The following is a 16,379-nucleotide window of genomic DNA, read 5'->3' as shown; positions in this document are numbered from 1 at the left end:
CTTCTTTCTATATTAAAGTAAGTACTTTCTGTAATGTATTGTCATATTCCTTATGACTTAATCTTTCTGCAAGTACACTCACCATACATTCCTGATCACTATATTCTAATACACCATCTACAGTTAAACCATGATCCTGTTCAAAACGTTTAAGTGCATCACTTACACCCTGTGAAAAATAACCATCTGTACGACCTGGATTATAACCAAGTACTTCTAATAATCTTTCCATAACAATAATAGAATTATTCACATTATCCACATAATACTTATCACTATAATAAGTGAAATAAGCAGATAAGAGAGACTGATCCTCTACTGTCACATCAGGAGTCCATCCCTTCTTATTAATATTCACACCCTTAGGTGTATACCACTTTGCATAAGTATATTTCAATACAGAACCATCCGATAAGTTCGTCTGTGCCTGGATAGTCCCTTTACCATAAGATTGCTGTCCAATAAGTTTATATCCCTGTATTTCTTTAAATGTACCGGCACATAATTCTGATGCACTGGCTGTTCCACCATTCATTAAAATATAACCATTAGAAAATGCATAATGTGTCTTTGTATTATCCTTATATGTTTCAGTCTGACCCTTTTTATTCTTAACAGTAAAGAGTGTTTCACCCTTCTCATTAAATAAAGAAAGTAGATCTCTAGCGGCAGTAATATAACCCCCACCATTTCCTCTTAAGTCTAGAATAATATCTGTGACATTCTGTTTCTTAAACTCTTTTAACGCTGTTTCTACGTGCTGTGCAGTTGTATCTCCAAAAGTAGAAATATTCACATAACCATATGTTTTATTATTTTTAGTTCCTACATAATAAGTGACATCAGAACTGAAGTTCTTACGTACTGCTTTCACATTCAAAGTCTGTTTAAGTCTTTTTACCTTTAAAGAAACTTCTGTCCCTTCATTTCCTTTAATATGTTCCTGCATTTCTGTACTTGTCAAACCAGTGAGTGATTTATTATCAGCATCAGTAATAATATCTCCTGCCTTAAGACCTGCTTTTTCTGCACTGCTTCCTTCTATAATACCAGTCAATAAAGCACCACTATGAACTGGAGAGAAATAAACACCAATACCACTATAGCTGCCATTGATATCACTATTAAATTCTTTATTTTCCTGAGAAGACATAAAAGAGGAATGTGAGTCTCCCAGACCATCTACTAACCCTTGAATCATACGATCCTGAATAGATGTTTTAGAATCTGTTGTATCTAACCAGTTATTATTTAATAAATCTACCACTTCATCGACTAATGTAAGATTTGTTTTCTCATTCGCATTTGCATTACTATTATGGAATACTATATAACCACTACCAAAACCAAGGGCTAAACATAGCACCCCTATTACTATGTATTTGATTAATAAACTTTTCTTTCTTTTATTTAGTTCCACGTTCAAGTCACCTCGTTCCATTATTTTATCATAACATTGATGTTTTGAGTAGAAACTTGACCAAAAAGAAAAGATCCCTATACAGGGATCTTCCATTATTTAATTCAGATCTGATTAAGCTAATTCTGAGAAATACTTGATTGTCTTAACCATGTTAGAAGTGAATGAGTTTTCATTGTCGTACCAAGATACAACCTGAACTTCACTATTTCCATCAGGTAAAGCGTTAACCATAGTCTGAGTTGCGTCAAATAATGAACCGTAAGTCATTCCAACGATGTCAGAAGATACGATTTCGTCTTCATTGTAACCGAATGAATCAGTTGCAGCAGCCTTCATAGCAGCGTTAACTTCATCAACAGTAACAGTACCCTTAACAACAGCTGTTAAAACTGTAGTTGATCCAGTTGGAACTGGTACACGAACTGCAGAACCGATTAATTTACCATTTAATTCTGGGATAACTAAACCGATAGCTTTTGCAGCACCAGTAGATGTTGGTACGATGTTTACTGCAGCAGCTCTAGATCTTCTTAAGTTACCTTTTCTCTGTGGTCCATCAAGAAGCATCTGGTCACCAGTGTAACCATGAACTGTTAACATGATACCACCCTGGATTTCTGCTAACTTGTTTAATGCATTAGCCATTGGAGCTAAGCAGTTTGTAGTACAAGAAGCTGCAGAGATAACCTTATCTTCTGCTGTTAATGTTTCGTTGTTTACGTTGAATACGATAGTCTTAAGATCGCTTCCAGCTGGAGCTGAAATAACAACCTTCTTAGCACCTGCAGCTATATGAGCTTCAGCTTTTGCTTTTGAAGTGTAGAAACCAGTACATTCAAGTACTACGTCTACGTCTAATTCACCCCAAGGTAATTTAGAAGCATCTGGTTCTTTATAGATAGTGATCTTCTTACCGTTAACTGTGATGTAATCTTCTCCTGCTTCTACTGTATCAGCATGAGCATATTTACCCTGTGAAGAATCATACTTTAATAAGTAAGCTAACATTTTAGGTGAAGTTAAATCGTTGATAGCTACTACTTCATAACCTTCTGCATCAAACATCTGTCTGAATGCTAAACGACCAATACGGCCAAATCCATTAATTGCAACTTTTACTGCCATAATATGACATTCCTCCTTAAATAATTTCTATTTGTATTATAATCCAGCACTTAACTAAAATCAACTATTTCACAAGGATTTATGTAAAGGTAAACCCTTTCATCTCAACTTTTTTTAGTGTTCAGAATAAAATACAAAAATGAAGCATAAGCATGTAAAAAGTATGTTGATTTAACGTAGATAGAGTGAGAAAAAACTTAATCATCCAGATGCTGTTCTTTCCATTTTTCACTACCTTCCATTGGATTGTCTAGGTAGAAATCCCATTTTTTTATTTGTTCTTTTGCTTCTTCCACTGTACACGAATCATCATTAAACATACTATCTAAATCATACTTGTACAAATTCTGATGATCATAATCTAGACAACGCAACACCTTATCTGAAAATAATAATTCCTCCCATAGTAATTCTCTGAGATCTTCTTTTTCTTCTAACAGTTCTGGGAATATATATTTTTGTACATCACCTAATACGTCCACCATAAGAATTATAAAAATGAACACACATGATACTCCCAAAATAATTAATCCATATATGAGGACATATCCACATACTGCCCCGATATAGAGTAAGTTTTCTCCTTTCTTCTTCAAATCATTGAGTATCCAATCACAAACAATTGCACCTAGGACAATGATACAAAAGGCAATAAGGATTCTGAGCACACTACCTGTTTTAAATTGTGATACGATCCAATTTCCAATAAGACCATAATATAGAAAATATCTCATTTTCATCCCTCCTCACCCAATAATGCATCTCCTTAAAAAATTCCCAAAAAAAAGAATAAGGATTTCTCCTTATTCTTCACCATAGTTATCTTCAACTAAGCCTTCGTCTTCTTCTTCAGTGCTTTCTTCTGATTCATCTTCATTGTAGATATCATTCATATCGATATGCACTTCTTCGAATCTATGTCTTGTTCTAAGATCCCATTTGTTTTCACCAATAGTAATCATACGACCATCTAAGATCATATTTGTATAGAATAATGATTCGTTATCATCTTTCTGTTCTTCATCGAATTCTTTCTTTTCAGCAACTTCTTTCCAAATATCATAGAAACTCATTGCTCCTGCTGATTTAGTAAGAATTTCAAATGCGATATTAACCATTGACTCTTGTCTGTAATCCATAGTAGCCTCCTACATCTTTTCTGGTGCATGGACACCAATTAAGTTTAATGCGTTCGCAATTGTAATACGTGTTGCTTCTACAAGTGCTAAACGCTGAGATGATAATTCTTTGTTTTCTTCATCGATTACATGACAGTCACCATAGAATGAATGGAATAACTGAGCTAATCTCTGAATATAGTTTGCAATCTTATGAGGTGCTCTTGTACGAGCTGCATCATTGATTGTGTTTTTGAATTCATTAATGTGTTTTAATAATTCAATTTCTTTTGGGTTATTAATCAATTCAAAGTGATCTGCAGGTTCAATATTCTTTTCTGCTGCTGATCTCATGATTGAACACATTCTTGCATGTGCATACTGTGCATAGTATACAGGGTTTTCATTTGACTGTGATTTTGCAAGACCTAAGTCAAAATCAAATGGTGTGTTTGCTGCTTTCGCTACAAAGAAATAACGAGTTGCATCTACACCAATATCATCAATAAGGTCACGAATAGTAACAGCGTTACCAGTACGTTTACTCATCTTAACAACTTCACCGTTTTCAACCATTCTTACCATCTGTAAGATATCGATATTCAACTGATCGGCATTATAACCTAAAGCCTGGATAGCTGCTTTCATACGGTTGATATAACCATGGTGGTCAGCACCAAGTAAGTCAACTAAATAATCATAACCTCTATTCAACTTACTTAAGTGATATGCGATATCTGGTGTAAAGTATGTATAGCTTCCATCCGTTTTAATAAGAACACGGTCCTTATCATCACCAAAGTCAGTTGTTCTAAACCATAAGGCTCCATCCTGTTCATATGTATAGCCTTTTTCTTTTAACTTATTGATTGCAGGTTCAATCTTATTACCTTCATATAAAGAAGTTTCAGAGAACCATACATCAAATGATACACGGAATTCCTTTAAGATATCTTTAATCTTCTGTAATTCATGTTCAGTACCCACCTTACGGAAATAAGCAATGGCTTCTTCTTCAGTTAACTGAGTTAAAGCATCTCCTTCTTTTTCCTTGATACTCTTTGCAATATCAATGACATCCTGTCCCATATATCCATCTTCAGGAATTGGACGTTCGATATCAAATAATGCAAGATAACGGCTATAGAGAGATAATGCAAGGTTAGTAATCTGCTTACCGGCATCATTAATATAATATTCTCTTGTTACATCATAACCTGCTTTAGTCATGATACGGCAAATAGAATCACCTACTGCAGCACCCTTTGCATGACCTAAGTGTAAGTCTCCTGTAGGGTTTGCAGAAACGAATTCTACGTTATATTTCTTTCCTTCACCGAAGTGAGTCTGTCCATAATTATCCTTTTCTGAAAGTACTTCAGCAATTACTGAAGTAAGCGCATCATTTTTCATAAAGAAGTTAATGAAACCAGGCCCAGCAATTTCTACTTTTTCTACATGTGCTGCTTCCTGATCAAGTGAATCAACAATGGCTGTCGCAATTTCACGAGGATTCTTATGGAGTGTTCTTGTCAGCTGCATCGCAATGTTCGTAGAATAATCACCATGAGTAGAATCCTTAGGAATCTCAATCATGATATTTTCAGGGGTGATATCTACTGCTTCAAAGCACTTATTAACAGACTGACCAATGGCGATTTTTAGTGAGTTTTCAAGCTTATTTTCAGCCATCTTGTATTCCTCCTTTTTTATTTCATACTCTAAATAATGTATCACAAAATGTTGGACTGTCAAGAATTTTATAGAAGTGGAGAGAATAATCTCAATAATCCTTCTACGAGTCCTTTAAAATGACGGCTATCATCTATTTTTACAGGTGCACAAATTTCATTCATCTCTCTAAAATCTCTCTTAATCGCAGATAAACATTCTGCTTCATATAATAAGACATTACATTCAAAATGGAGATAAAGAGAACGATAATCAAAATTAATTGTCCCTACTGTCGCTGCTTTCCCATCTACTAACATGACTTTTGCATGTAAGAAACCTGGTAAGTATTCATACACCTCAATACCTGCACGAATGAGACCATAATAATAAGAACGTGTGACTCTAAAGACAAGTTTCTTATCTGGTACATGAGGGACATATAATCTGATCTTAACACCATTCTTCGAAGCCAGACACAATGCCTTCAACATGACATCATCAATAATAAAGTAAGGTGTCATAATATCGATACTTCTAGATGCATGTGTAATCATATTTAAATAAACAGATTCTCCTACCCCTTCATCATCGAGTGGATCATCTCCATAAGGTAATACATAACCTGTATTCTTAAATGATTCAGGATGGTAGGTATGGGGTTTAAATTGTTCTATATCTTCTCCATGATATTCCTTATGATAGGCATAGAATGTAGAAAGGAACATAGATGTCAATGACCACACTGCTTCTCCCTCTAAACGAATACCTGTATCCTTCCAATGTCCAAAACGCATTTTACAGTTGATATACTCATCAGCCAAGTTAAACCCTCCAGAATAACCAATATAACCATCAATTACACAGATCTTACGATGGTCTCTGTGGTTCTGACTTAAAGAGAAGACTGGAATAAAACGATTGAACATCACTGTTTTAATACCTGCTTCTTCTAGCTTCTTCGCAAAGTGAAGAGGTACAGTTGTAAAGGAACCGAAGTCATCAAAGATAAAACGAACATCGACACCTTCCTTGACCTTCTGTTTTAAAATACCGATGATAGTATCAAACATAAGACCTTTAGACACAATAAAGTATTCCATAAAGATAAAATGTTTTGCATGTAGAAGATCTTTAATCATATCCTGGTAATTATAATCACTTAATGAATAATATTTACATTCTGTATGATTATAGATAGGGAATGATTGTCTGTTGAGATAATCTAAAGAAATAATCTTCCTATTAATAATCTGGTTTCTAATAACTGGATCCTGTTGTCTTGTTTGATTGAAATATTGTACTTCTGGCTGAATCTTTTTCTTTAACCAGCGTGAAGGTCTCTTATTACCTAATAAAAGATAGAGTAGCCCACCCACATTTGGTAACAGCATGATAAAGAAGATCCATGTCATCTTATAGTTTGTATTCTCATCTTTACTAATTAAATAAAAGATCATAAATGCGGAAAGTGAGATAAATAAGAAACGAACCACACCATTAAAGTCTGTGAGTATTGATGCAAAGTATAGAAGATAAATAGCCTGAATGCAGATAAGCGCAATATAGATCACAAACGGACTCAATAAGAACTGCATAAAACGATAAAGATATTCAAAAAACAATGCTGTAAAACGTTTTATATGTTTCATGAAGGCATTCCTTCTTCATCTATATCAGAATAATGCACCATCATATAAGCTTTTGTTACAAGATGTTCTTGATCATAGAGCTCATAAATGAACTTCATTGTGCCTTCTCTATATTCTAAAGAAACCACATTTGTATGAAGTTCTACAATACCATAGGGTAATGTATATTTATTCGGTACACGCATATCCTTATTAAAATGTAATACAGATTGATCATTCACAAGATGAACATGTGTTTGATCATATTGAATACGAATAGGTTTTCCATCTACTTCAAAAGAGATATAATGAATCCCTTTGGCTTCATAATGATCCCCAACCTCTGTATATTTTACTTTTTCTTTTACTGGACCATTCACCAATAAACATTCATAAGAAATTCTTTTTTTCATCATTCTACCTCCTTAATTATATAGTAACCCTCTGTACGATACCCATTTTCTAAGTAAAAATCAAGAGATTGTGAATAAGGAACGATCTTCACTGCATGGATATGTTGTTTCTTGAAGAAATCCTCTATGGCACCTAATACTTCTTTCTCATAGAATTCTCTACGATCATCAGGAAGTAATACAATATTTTTCACACTATTATCAATAATATGTGCACATCCAATAACGTGATCTTCTTGATAGAACTCTAAGAACAATCCTTCTTGAGACCATTCTTTAGAAGTCTGTTCAAGGATATAGTGTGTTCCCTGAGCATCCATATAATTATTAAAATATTGATATCTAAAAGAAGAACGTCGAATCACTTGTCTTGTAGAAAAGATCTTCTGATCTTGTTTGGCTTTACCTAATAATATAGCCTGTACAATTTCTGATTCTTCTGGTAGAGAACTGATTGTTCCATCTTCTTTAAGAATCTCTACTTCATTTGCATGTCTGACCTTCATACGCTTATAAGGCACCTGATTCATAATCGCATCACTTGTGACATAATAGCGAGGATCTAATCCTTCTTCTATACATATCTTTCGTGTATTTTCATAATCTTCATCACCTTTAAGTGTACGATATTTAAATAATTTTCTTTCTAATAAACGAGTCGATAAATCCTTAAGGATGGTATCTTCTTCATCCATAAAGCATCTTATATAATAAAGTAATGATGTTTCATCCAGCTTCACAAATTGTTCAGGTGTAAAGTTATCTTCTAAGAAAGGAATAAGAAGTGGAAATGAAGATTTAAAGGTATAGTTTTCTTTATAAAGATCCTTTACACGTTTCATAACACTCCCTAGCACCTGTTCATAACTTCTAGATACGGGATGATAATACACCTGCCAATACATATAATAACGAGCTAGAATATAATCTTCTATTGCTTGTACACCGGATGATTTAAAGACGATGCGATTATCTACAATACGCATAGTACGTAATATTCTTGATAAATCAAACTGTCCATAAGTCACACCACAGTTATAAGAATCACGTAGAAGGTAATCCATACGATCAGCATCCACCTGACTAGAAATCATCTGCACTAACATTGGCTTATCGGCTTTCTTTTCTATAATACTTGCCACATCTTCAGGTAAATGAGGATCTATTTGTGTTAGGACTTCATGGACTTCTGTATGTCCTCTAATAAGCGCTGTAGTCATCTCTTCATGATTATATTGGAAGATTCCTTCAAATGAATGAGAGAAAGGACCATGTCCTAAATCATGTAATAGGGCAGCACATAATACAGTCAATCGTTCATAGTCGGTTAAGTGTTTTTTAACTTGTTCAAGTTCTGTCATTTGGCGTGTTATTTCATAAACACCTAAGGAATGCACAAAACGTGAATGTTCTGCACTTGGAAATACCATGGATGTACCTCCGAGCTGTTTAATACGCCTTAAACGCTGAAACTCTTTTGTATTAATGAGCTTCCAGATAGGCATATATTCCACATGTATATAATCATGTACAACATCTCTAAATACTTTAGTATCAAATAAACGATAGTCTTCTAAATGCATGGTATCACCCTCCTTATTAGGCTTATTTTATCATTTTTATAAGATATTTGCGAATGATATAGGCTATAATAGATATGGAGGTATATTTATGTATATTGATGAAATTTATGCTGCACGTGATTATATTCAGTCACGTTATAAAAATCCTATTGATGTTGCCATTGTATTAGGTTCAGGTTTAGGACCACTTGCTGATGTGATTAATGAACCTGTAGAAATTGATTATAAGGACATCCCTTATTTCCCTGTTTCTACTGTACCAGGACATGCTGGTAAACTTATTATCGGTGAAATTGGTGGTAAGACTGTTGCCTGTATGAAAGGACGTTTCCATTTCTATGAAGGCTATGATATGCAGAAAGTCACAATGCCTATTCGTGTATTTAGTGCTTTAGGTATTAAGAACCTTATTGTGACAAATGCCTGCGGTGGTGTAAGAGATGATTTAAATCCAGGACAGATTGTAATTATTTCTGATCATTTATCATTTATGATGCCATCACCTTTAAGAGGACCTAATCTCGATGACTTTGGACCACGTTTTAAGGATATGACTGATGTTTATACATCAACATTACGTTCTCTTGCCTTAGAATCCGCAAAGAAAGTGAATGTAGATGTAAAAGAAGGCGTTTATTGTTTCTTTAAAGGACCACAATTTGAAACACCTGCAGAAATCAGAGCATTCAAGACACTTGGTGCAGATATGGTAGGTATGTCTACAGTGCCTGAAGCTATTGTTGCAAGACATTCTGATATGAAGATTTTAGGTATTTCATTAGTAACGAATAAAGCAGCAGGATTATCTAATAATGAATTAAATCATATAGAAGTCATGGAAGCAGCGAATAGTGCAGAAGAAAGACTTGTAAAGCTTGTAAAACAGATTTTAGAAGACATGTAATAAAGACCAGCGTGCGCTGGTCTTTTGTATTAGTCTAGATTTTCACCATTCGATTCAATGACTTTCTTATACCAGTAGAAAGAGTCTTTCTTACTTCTCTTCATTGTACCAGTACCATCATCATGTTTATCTACATAAATAAAGCCATAACGTTTTCTCATTTCTCCAGTACCTGCAGAAACAAGATCAATACAGCCCCAAGTTGTATAACCGATTAAATCAATACCTTCTTCAATCGCTTTGTCCATTTCTTTAATATGTGCACGGTAGTAGTCAATTCTATAATCATCATGAATAGAGCCATCTTCTTCTACTGTATCAAAGGCACCTAAACCATTTTCTACAACCATTAATGGTAATTCATAACGATCATAAACGACTTCAAGATAGTATCTTAATCCCTCAGGATCTAATGCCCATCCCCAATCAGAATATGTTAAGTAAGGGTTACGTACACCAAATGACATATTACCACCTACTGTATCTTCATTCTTATGAGTTGTAATAGACTGAGACATATAATATGAGAATGTATAAAGATCAACAGTACCATTCTTTAATTCTACTAAATCCTGTTCTGTGATATCTAATTCGACATTATGTTCCTTCCATAAGCGTTTTGCATATGTTGGATATTTACCTTTACACTGTACATCTCCACAATAGAAGATACCCTTTTCCCATTTATAACGGTTAAAGAGAATATCTTTTGGATCAGAAGTGAGTGGATAATAAGTAATACCACAGATCATGCAGCCAATCTGATAGTCAGGATCAATCGCATGACCAATCTGTACAGCTCTTGCACTCGCTACAAACTGATAATGAAGATGCTGATAGGCTTCCTGGAAAGCTTCATCACTTGCATTATCTGGTAAGAAGTTAATTGTATTATTAATTTCATTAAATGTAAGCCAATATTTTACAAGACCCTTATATTCCTTAAAGATAGTAGTCACATACTTTTCATATAATTCAATGTACTTTCTATCCTGCCAGTCACCATACTTTTCTTCTAATGCAAGTGGTGTATCAAAATGCCAGATAGAAACGAGTGGTTCAATACCCGCATTTCTTAGTTCTGTAAATACATTTCTATAGAAGTCTAAACCAGCCTGATTTGGTTCTGTTTCTTCTCCTGTAGGATAGATTCTAGACCATGAAATAGAAAGTCTAAACATCTTGAATCCCATTTCTTTAAGTAGAGCGATATCTTCCTTATAGTGATGATAGAAATCAATACCATCATGGTTAGGATAAAGTTCATCATCAAAGACTGCAAAGTGAGCCCCCTCTGGTAATTTAAAACCATGGTTAGGTAATTTCTGTTTCTGACCATCTTTATCAATAAATGTAACCATTCTAGGAGTATTCACTGATCCTCCTGTAGTTACATCAGTACGGGTCATACCTCTTCCATCTACATTCCATGCCCCTTCACACTGATTGGCAGCGACAGCGCCACCCCAATAAAAATCTTTACTAAATGTCATTGTTTATTCCTCCTGAATCATATTATGTCAACTACCCACGACCTAAAGGTCATGGGCTTGTAACTGCCCAGTCGTATTAACGGTTTACACCTCCGACCTTTAACCCCAATAGATATTGCTATCTAAGTGGCGTTACATCATAGGGTGGTTGACAGCACCCTTTGTAGCAGAGTTTACTCTGCTACAACTGTATTAGGTACTTGGCTATCTGCAAGATAGTTTATTCCCATACGATACAGATTCATAGCTCCAATGCGGTCATCATTAGATTTATAACCACATTTTTTGCAGGTAAACAGATGTATCTTCTTATTGCGGTTAGACTTTTCAACATGTCCACAGCAAGGGCAGCACTGACTTGTATAGCGAGGGTCTACCTTAATAACAGAAGACTGATTCTGTTTTGCTTTGTAGATTAGTTTCTGCTCAAGGTCATAGAAAGACCATGACACAGAAACATAACGATTTTTTGTTTTAACTCGTTCTGTAGCATTACGAATACCTGACAAATCTTCCAATACAAAGAGAGTGTGCTTTGGGTTGTTTTCAACGAGTGCCTTCGATACCTGATGGTTAACATCCTGCATCCAACGGTTTTCTCGCTGACCGATAGCTTTTAGTCTTCGTCTTGAGGATGGCGTATGTCGCATTTGAAGTTCTTTGCGAAGCTTGGAATAGTTAGCACGTTTCTGTTTAATAGCTTTCCCACTAACAAATCCAGACTTATGGTTGCTGTCATAAGTTGCAACAACAAAGTTAATACCTCTGTCAATACCTACAACATTGCAGATGTCAGAAATATTACTTTCTTTAACCTCATAGGTAACTGGTATATACAGATGGTATTTACCATGCTTATTTACAAGTTTTGCAGTACCAAACTTATAAATCGTATGATTGAAATACTTAGACATTCCATCTGAAAAATAAGATAACTTTACACGACCATTAAGCGTATTGATTGAAAAACAGTTTTGTGTCAAGGAATAATCTCTGTTCCAAACCAGGTCGTACTGAGGCTTTTTGAACGATGGTTTAATCCACTCATTCTGATTTTCAAGAATGGTCTTATATCTGGCGATAACAGTCTTCAAAACAGACTGAGCCATCTGCGATTTAAGGTTAAACTTTTCTCGTAAAGTAGAATACAAAGCTTTATTAAGTGAAAACTGCTTTAAGTCATGAGTGCGAAATACATAGTCTGAAACATAATTACAGGCATTACGATAAACAGACATAGTCTCATCAAGCAAAAACTTATCTGTTTCAGCAACGATTATTTGAATTTTAGCTGTAATAGTCATCTGTTCCATAGATGTACTCCTTTCATAGATATTTCACTATATGTTATATCTAAATTATATCTAATTTACAGCGAAATATCTATATTTTGAGGTGAACTGTGGATAGTAGATACAATCGTCATAACAGACGAAAATACAGTCTGAAAGTACATATAGTTCTAGTAACCAAATACCGTAAGCAACTACTAAAAGGCTCTATTACTGATGATGTGAAACAAGAGATTCTCGATATAGCTAATACGCGTGGCTACAAAATTATTGCGATAGAAACTGACAAAGACCATATACATTTCTTATTAAGTTACGACACAACAGATAGAGTTTGCGATATTGTCAAAATTGTAAAGCAGGCAACAACATACCACTTATGGCATAAGTATAGTTCGATCTTATCAAAACAGTATTGGAAGGAAAAAACATTTTGGTCAGATGGTTATTTTGCTTGTAGCATTGGAGAAGTGTCATCAGCAACTATACAAAAATATGTTGAAAGTCAGGGATAATAGATACGATTTACGAGGCTCCTCCCACCTATTGGCAGTGGGTTTCCGCCTATGACAAACGAAAGGATTTATTTATGAAAATATTATTTTGGAATATCACATGAACCATAGTAGTTATTTAAACCTACAATATGTGTATAGGTTTTGTGATTGATAGAGATATAATCTACATTTTCAGTCAAGTTCTTATATGTATCCGCTATTTGATATTCACAATGAGGATTCTTCATAATAGTTCCTGCATATTTGATATCAGTAGAAATAGGATAAGCATTATAGACAGGCATATGAGTATAAAGTGGTATTTCTAGTATACGTTTCACATGATCCATATTATTAGACTTGTACCCTCTTAACATATTCTTTGCTTCACTATAAGGTGCTCGGATGTTGGACATATAATAATGATGACCAGGATTATTGTTGTGGACATCAAATTTCTGCAGATAAAGTGAATCCTGTCCTTTCGTAATATAGTTATCTGATAGATACTTAGAGCCATAAAGGATGGCTTTTTCTCTTGTATCCCAGTTTCTTGATGCCGCAAAGTCTATTCCATCCTGATCACTACTATTTGCTCCGATATTATATATATTATAGAAAAGAGGTCCTTGCGGATTATTTCTTGCATGTCCTCCACGAAGTCCAAGCCCTCCACCAGACTGTTCCTGAATCGCACGGGTAATGAGTAATGACATAGATATATTATTTACTTCTGCACTGTAACGATAGAGTTCGGCCCAGTCTTTTTTAGACTGCGGTTCTATACCTGACATTTCAGTTCCTGCCAGCATTCTTTTTCCTTCCTGTAATGTTTCAGAAGGATTATAAGTGAGCTTCTCAAACATCAGCGCATGATAAGCATCCAAACCATTGCGTGAATCCAAAAAATAACGGGCTGCATTAAAAGAAACACGACACCATGTCTGTCCTTCTATAATATCAGGAGAAGCGATCATTGAAGAAGCATTTGTATCTATCAATGACTTACTTTGGAAAATAGAAGCCGTGTCATTAAAGTCTAAAGAAGTATTAAGAGGCACATAGCGCCACTCTGGATAAAGTGCATGTAAGAAGCGTAACGGTTGTTTATAACTATCAGGGAATGATGTGAGTTCTTTTTCAAAAGATTCATCAAATGTATAAGGTTGTACCTTTTTACTTGAAATATAGCCTTCCTTCTTCTTTCCATTCACATATAAATAGCCATAATATTGAGAGCCTCTTTGTCCTTCTACAACCAAAGGCTGTCCCATTGTAAGTGTTTGATGTAAAAATGACGTACTCTCTTTGACTAATACAATATGAGGATCAAGTTTCTTATAAGAAAAGAACGTCTGATAAGTGATGATGCTTAATAACACAGCTATCACACATACTATCTTAATAATCGATGTCTTCTTCATTGACCCAACCTACCTGTGCACCACAGATGACATAAACATAATGTCCATAGACACCTGCAATCTTGACTTCTGTTCCTTTTTCACCTATAAACCAATGATCTGTATAATCATCTAAACAATAGAGATGATGATTTCTTTCATATAAGAATTCATTCTTAATAGAGATCATTACATGATCACTCACTCTATAACATTGACTAAACTCTTTTCCTTTCTTCATGATCTTCACTTCATAATCAGGAAAAGCTATCTTATGGTCTACTTCACCATTACCATAAAGATCTTTATTTAATACGCCTACAGGAAATGGCTGTACACATTCTGTTTGATATGTCACTTCCCCCTTATAACTATGAATAATAAGCGCATTTAATTGTGAGATAGGTTTCACACCTGTTCCTCCATCAATACAGATGATCTTCTTTTCTTCATCTATAATAATGTCATTATGAATAGAACGAGGGAAATAATTGGATGTAGGAAGATGTCCTACAACAACTGTATACTTTAATGAATGTCCTAATTCATAAAAATGTTGGAGTTCGAGGTAAGATGATAAACCACACTCCTTATAATTATCTCTTGGTTCTACACCTGCATGGACAAATAAATAGTCATTAAATAATAATGTAGTGGGTAAATGAGACATGAACTTTAATTCTTGTTTAAGCTTTCCAGCCATGATCTTCTGCATACCTAAAGGTGTTTCATGTCCATCACTAAAATGTTCATGATTATAAATATCTCTAATAATACCGTTCTTACTATTTCTCTTTAAATACTTAGGAATTTCTCCTGCAATTTCTGGAATAGTAAGTAATGCATTCATCGCCCATTCACAATTACCCATCAAAACATAACACTTGGGAAAACGTGAAAGATTCATAATAAAGTGTATTGTTTCTAATACCTGGTCTCCTTTTTCTACAAAGTCACCAATAATCACCAAATAATCCTCTACAGGATCATAATTCACTTTTCTTAGTAATTCTTTAAAGCGGTCTAAATGACCATGTATATCTGATATCGCAATCAAGCGATAGTCATTCTTTTCTTTTTTAATCAAATGTTTTGGTGTAAGCATAAATACCCTCCTGATATCATTCTACAACAAAAAAAGTAGGTTGACCCTACTTTCTTGTTGCATAATATTTTCTTACAAGCATCTGTGTTTTACGAATATGTCTTTGAATACGTTCTGTTGCTTCATCTTTGTCTCCATCAATGATGGCTTCTAGAATAGCACGATGTTCTGCAAGTGATGATTCTAAACGTTCAGGACGCGCAATAGAATGTCTTGATGTCACAGAGACATAGTAATGAATATCCTTAAGAATCTGTTCAAAATAGGTAGACTGTGTTGCCTGATAAATAGATTCATGGAATAGAATATTAAAATCATTCACTTTATCAAAGTCACTCTTTGTAGTATAGAATTCTAGCAATTCAAATACTTCTTTAATTTTAGCAAGATGCACTTCATCCATACGATCAATTGCGAATGAAACAGCTAATCCTTCTAGAGAAAGACGTATTTCAAACATATCATCAATATCACGAGGTGAAAAACCTTTGACATAAACACCTTTATTAGGAATACTTTCTACTAAACCTTCTAATTCTAGCTGTTTTAATGCTTCTCTAATAGGTGTACGAGAAATCTTCAACTCTTTCGCAAGTGTTAATTCATTTAATTTATCACCGCATTTATAACTTTCATTAAGAATACGATCACGTAATAAGATAAATATTTTAGAGCCCAATGATCCATGGGAAGTTGATTCAAAAATGCTATGAGATGGCAT

At 34.5% G+C, this 16,379-nt stretch carries 15 protein-coding genes; 2 read left to right on the top strand and 13 right to left on the bottom strand.

Features of this window, described 5'->3' with window-relative positions; all coding sequences use genetic code 11:
* Positions 1-7: 7 nt before the first annotated feature.
* From NQ499_RS01840 to NQ499_RS01805, 8 genes are all read right to left on the bottom strand, one after another.
* A complete protein-coding gene (locus NQ499_RS01840) occupies positions 8-1,420 on the bottom strand; it encodes a S41 family peptidase (protein WP_050772161.1) in 1,413 nt (470 codons plus the stop codon).
* Positions 1,421-1,534: 114 nt separating this feature from the next.
* The gene (gap, locus tag NQ499_RS01835) at positions 1,535-2,548 is read right to left on the bottom strand and encodes a type I glyceraldehyde-3-phosphate dehydrogenase (protein ID WP_006505352.1); all 1,014 of its coding nucleotides are present in this window, start codon (positions 2,546-2,548) and stop codon (positions 1,535-1,537) included.
* 197 nt (positions 2,549-2,745) lie between these two features.
* On the bottom strand, positions 2,746-3,282 hold the full coding sequence (locus NQ499_RS01830; protein ID WP_040389784.1) for a hypothetical protein: 537 nt from the start codon (positions 3,280-3,282) through the stop codon (positions 2,746-2,748).
* 69 nt (positions 3,283-3,351) lie between these two features.
* Complete coding sequence (gene rpoE / locus NQ499_RS01825) at positions 3,352-3,687, bottom strand: DNA-directed RNA polymerase subunit delta (RefSeq protein WP_006505350.1); 336 nt, start codon at positions 3,685-3,687, stop codon at positions 3,352-3,354.
* Positions 3,688-3,696: 9 nt separating this feature from the next.
* On the bottom strand, positions 3,697-5,358 hold the full coding sequence (gene argS, locus NQ499_RS01820; RefSeq protein WP_040389783.1) for an arginine--tRNA ligase: 1,662 nt from the start codon (positions 5,356-5,358) through the stop codon (positions 3,697-3,699).
* A gap of 68 nt (positions 5,359-5,426) precedes the next feature.
* The gene (gene cls / locus NQ499_RS01815; protein WP_006505348.1) at positions 5,427-6,989 is read right to left on the bottom strand and encodes a cardiolipin synthase; all 1,563 of its coding nucleotides are present in this window, start codon (positions 6,987-6,989) and stop codon (positions 5,427-5,429) included.
* Positions 6,986-7,381, bottom strand: a complete 396-nt coding sequence (locus NQ499_RS01810; RefSeq protein ID WP_040389782.1) for a DUF1934 family protein — start codon at positions 7,379-7,381, stop codon at positions 6,986-6,988. Before NQ499_RS01810 ends, cls begins: the two co-directional genes overlap by 4 nt.
* Entirely contained in the window at positions 7,381-8,964 is a 1,584-nt protein-coding gene (locus tag NQ499_RS01805; protein ID WP_006505345.1) for an HD domain-containing protein, read from the bottom strand. Before NQ499_RS01805 ends, NQ499_RS01810 begins: the two co-directional genes overlap by 1 nt.
* A gap of 88 nt (positions 8,965-9,052) precedes the next feature.
* On the opposite strand from NQ499_RS01805, the gene NQ499_RS01800 reads away from it, so the two are divergent.
* On the top strand, positions 9,053-9,868 hold the full coding sequence (locus NQ499_RS01800) for a purine-nucleoside phosphorylase (RefSeq protein ID WP_040389781.1): 816 nt from the start codon (positions 9,053-9,055) through the stop codon (positions 9,866-9,868).
* A 29-nt stretch (positions 9,869-9,897) separates the two neighbouring features.
* Here the strand turns inward: NQ499_RS01800 and NQ499_RS01795 are convergent, their stop codons facing one another.
* Both NQ499_RS01795 and NQ499_RS01790 read right to left on the bottom strand, forming a co-directional pair.
* Complete coding sequence (locus NQ499_RS01795) at positions 9,898-11,361, bottom strand: family 1 glycosylhydrolase (RefSeq protein ID WP_006505344.1); 1,464 nt, start codon at positions 11,359-11,361, stop codon at positions 9,898-9,900.
* A 173-nt stretch (positions 11,362-11,534) separates the two neighbouring features.
* Positions 11,535-12,674, bottom strand: a complete 1,140-nt coding sequence (locus NQ499_RS01790; protein ID WP_259848578.1) for a transposase — start codon at positions 12,672-12,674, stop codon at positions 11,535-11,537.
* Between the two features lie 89 nt (positions 12,675-12,763).
* Between NQ499_RS01790 and tnpA the strand changes: the two genes are divergently transcribed.
* Positions 12,764-13,168 (top strand): IS200/IS605 family transposase, encoded by a 405-nt coding sequence (gene tnpA, locus NQ499_RS01785; RefSeq protein ID WP_259848577.1) that lies wholly within the window; start codon positions 12,764-12,766, stop codon positions 13,166-13,168.
* Between the two features lie 83 nt (positions 13,169-13,251).
* On the opposite strand, the gene NQ499_RS01780 is transcribed toward tnpA, so the two are convergent.
* Genes NQ499_RS01780 through NQ499_RS01770 form a run of 3 tightly spaced genes read right to left on the bottom strand, consistent with a single transcriptional unit; the run spans position 13,252 to position 16,379 of the window.
* Complete coding sequence (locus NQ499_RS01780; RefSeq protein WP_006507064.1) at positions 13,252-14,574, bottom strand: hypothetical protein; 1,323 nt, start codon at positions 14,572-14,574, stop codon at positions 13,252-13,254.
* On the bottom strand, positions 14,552-15,658 hold the full coding sequence (locus NQ499_RS01775) for a metallophosphoesterase (RefSeq protein WP_006507065.1): 1,107 nt from the start codon (positions 15,656-15,658) through the stop codon (positions 14,552-14,554). Before NQ499_RS01775 ends, NQ499_RS01780 begins: the two co-directional genes overlap by 23 nt.
* A 46-nt stretch (positions 15,659-15,704) precedes the next feature.
* Complete coding sequence (locus tag NQ499_RS01770; RefSeq protein WP_006507066.1) at positions 15,705-16,379, bottom strand: GntR family transcriptional regulator; 675 nt, start codon at positions 16,377-16,379, stop codon at positions 15,705-15,707.

Source organism: Catenibacterium mitsuokai, from assembly GCF_025148785.1.
Taxonomy (GTDB): domain Bacteria; phylum Bacillota_I; class Bacilli_A; order Erysipelotrichales; family Coprobacillaceae; genus Catenibacterium; species Catenibacterium mitsuoka.
The sequence above is the reverse complement of the archived record's forward strand: the minus strand, read 5'-3'. Positions and strand labels throughout refer to the sequence as shown.

Bases quoted from the DNA above. Each gene is read 5' to 3' on its own strand.
- gap (WP_006505352.1), bottom strand. From the start codon at position 2,548: ATGGCAGTAAAAGTTGCAATTAATGGATTTGGCCGTATTGGTCGTTTA.
- NQ499_RS01830 (WP_040389784.1), bottom strand. From the start codon at position 3,282: ATGAGATATTTTCTATATTATGGTCTTATTGGAAATTGGATCGTATCA.
- rpoE (WP_006505350.1), bottom strand. From the start codon at position 3,687: ATGGATTACAGACAAGAGTCAATGGTTAATATCGCATTTGAAATTCTT.
- argS (WP_040389783.1), bottom strand. From the start codon at position 5,358: ATGGCTGAAAATAAGCTTGAAAACTCACTAAAAATCGCCATTGGTCAG.
- cls (WP_006505348.1), bottom strand. From the start codon at position 6,989: ATGAAACATATAAAACGTTTTACAGCATTGTTTTTTGAATATCTTTAT.
- NQ499_RS01810 (WP_040389782.1), bottom strand. From the start codon at position 7,381: ATGAAAAAAAGAATTTCTTATGAATGTTTATTGGTGAATGGTCCAGTA.
- NQ499_RS01805 (WP_006505345.1), bottom strand. From the start codon at position 8,964: ATGCATTTAGAAGACTATCGTTTATTTGATACTAAAGTATTTAGAGAT.
- NQ499_RS01800 (WP_040389781.1), top strand. From the start codon at position 9,053: ATGTATATTGATGAAATTTATGCTGCACGTGATTATATTCAGTCACGT.
- NQ499_RS01795 (WP_006505344.1), bottom strand. From the start codon at position 11,361: ATGACATTTAGTAAAGATTTTTATTGGGGTGGCGCTGTCGCTGCCAAT.
- NQ499_RS01790 (WP_259848578.1), bottom strand. From the start codon at position 12,674: ATGGAACAGATGACTATTACAGCTAAAATTCAAATAATCGTTGCTGAA.
- NQ499_RS01780 (WP_006507064.1), bottom strand. From the start codon at position 14,574: ATGAAGAAGACATCGATTATTAAGATAGTATGTGTGATAGCTGTGTTA.
- NQ499_RS01775 (WP_006507065.1), bottom strand. From the start codon at position 15,658: ATGCTTACACCAAAACATTTGATTAAAAAAGAAAAGAATGACTATCGC.
- NQ499_RS01770 (WP_006507066.1), bottom strand. From the start codon at position 16,379: ATGCCATCTCATAGCATTTTTGAATCAACTTCCCATGGATCATTGGGC.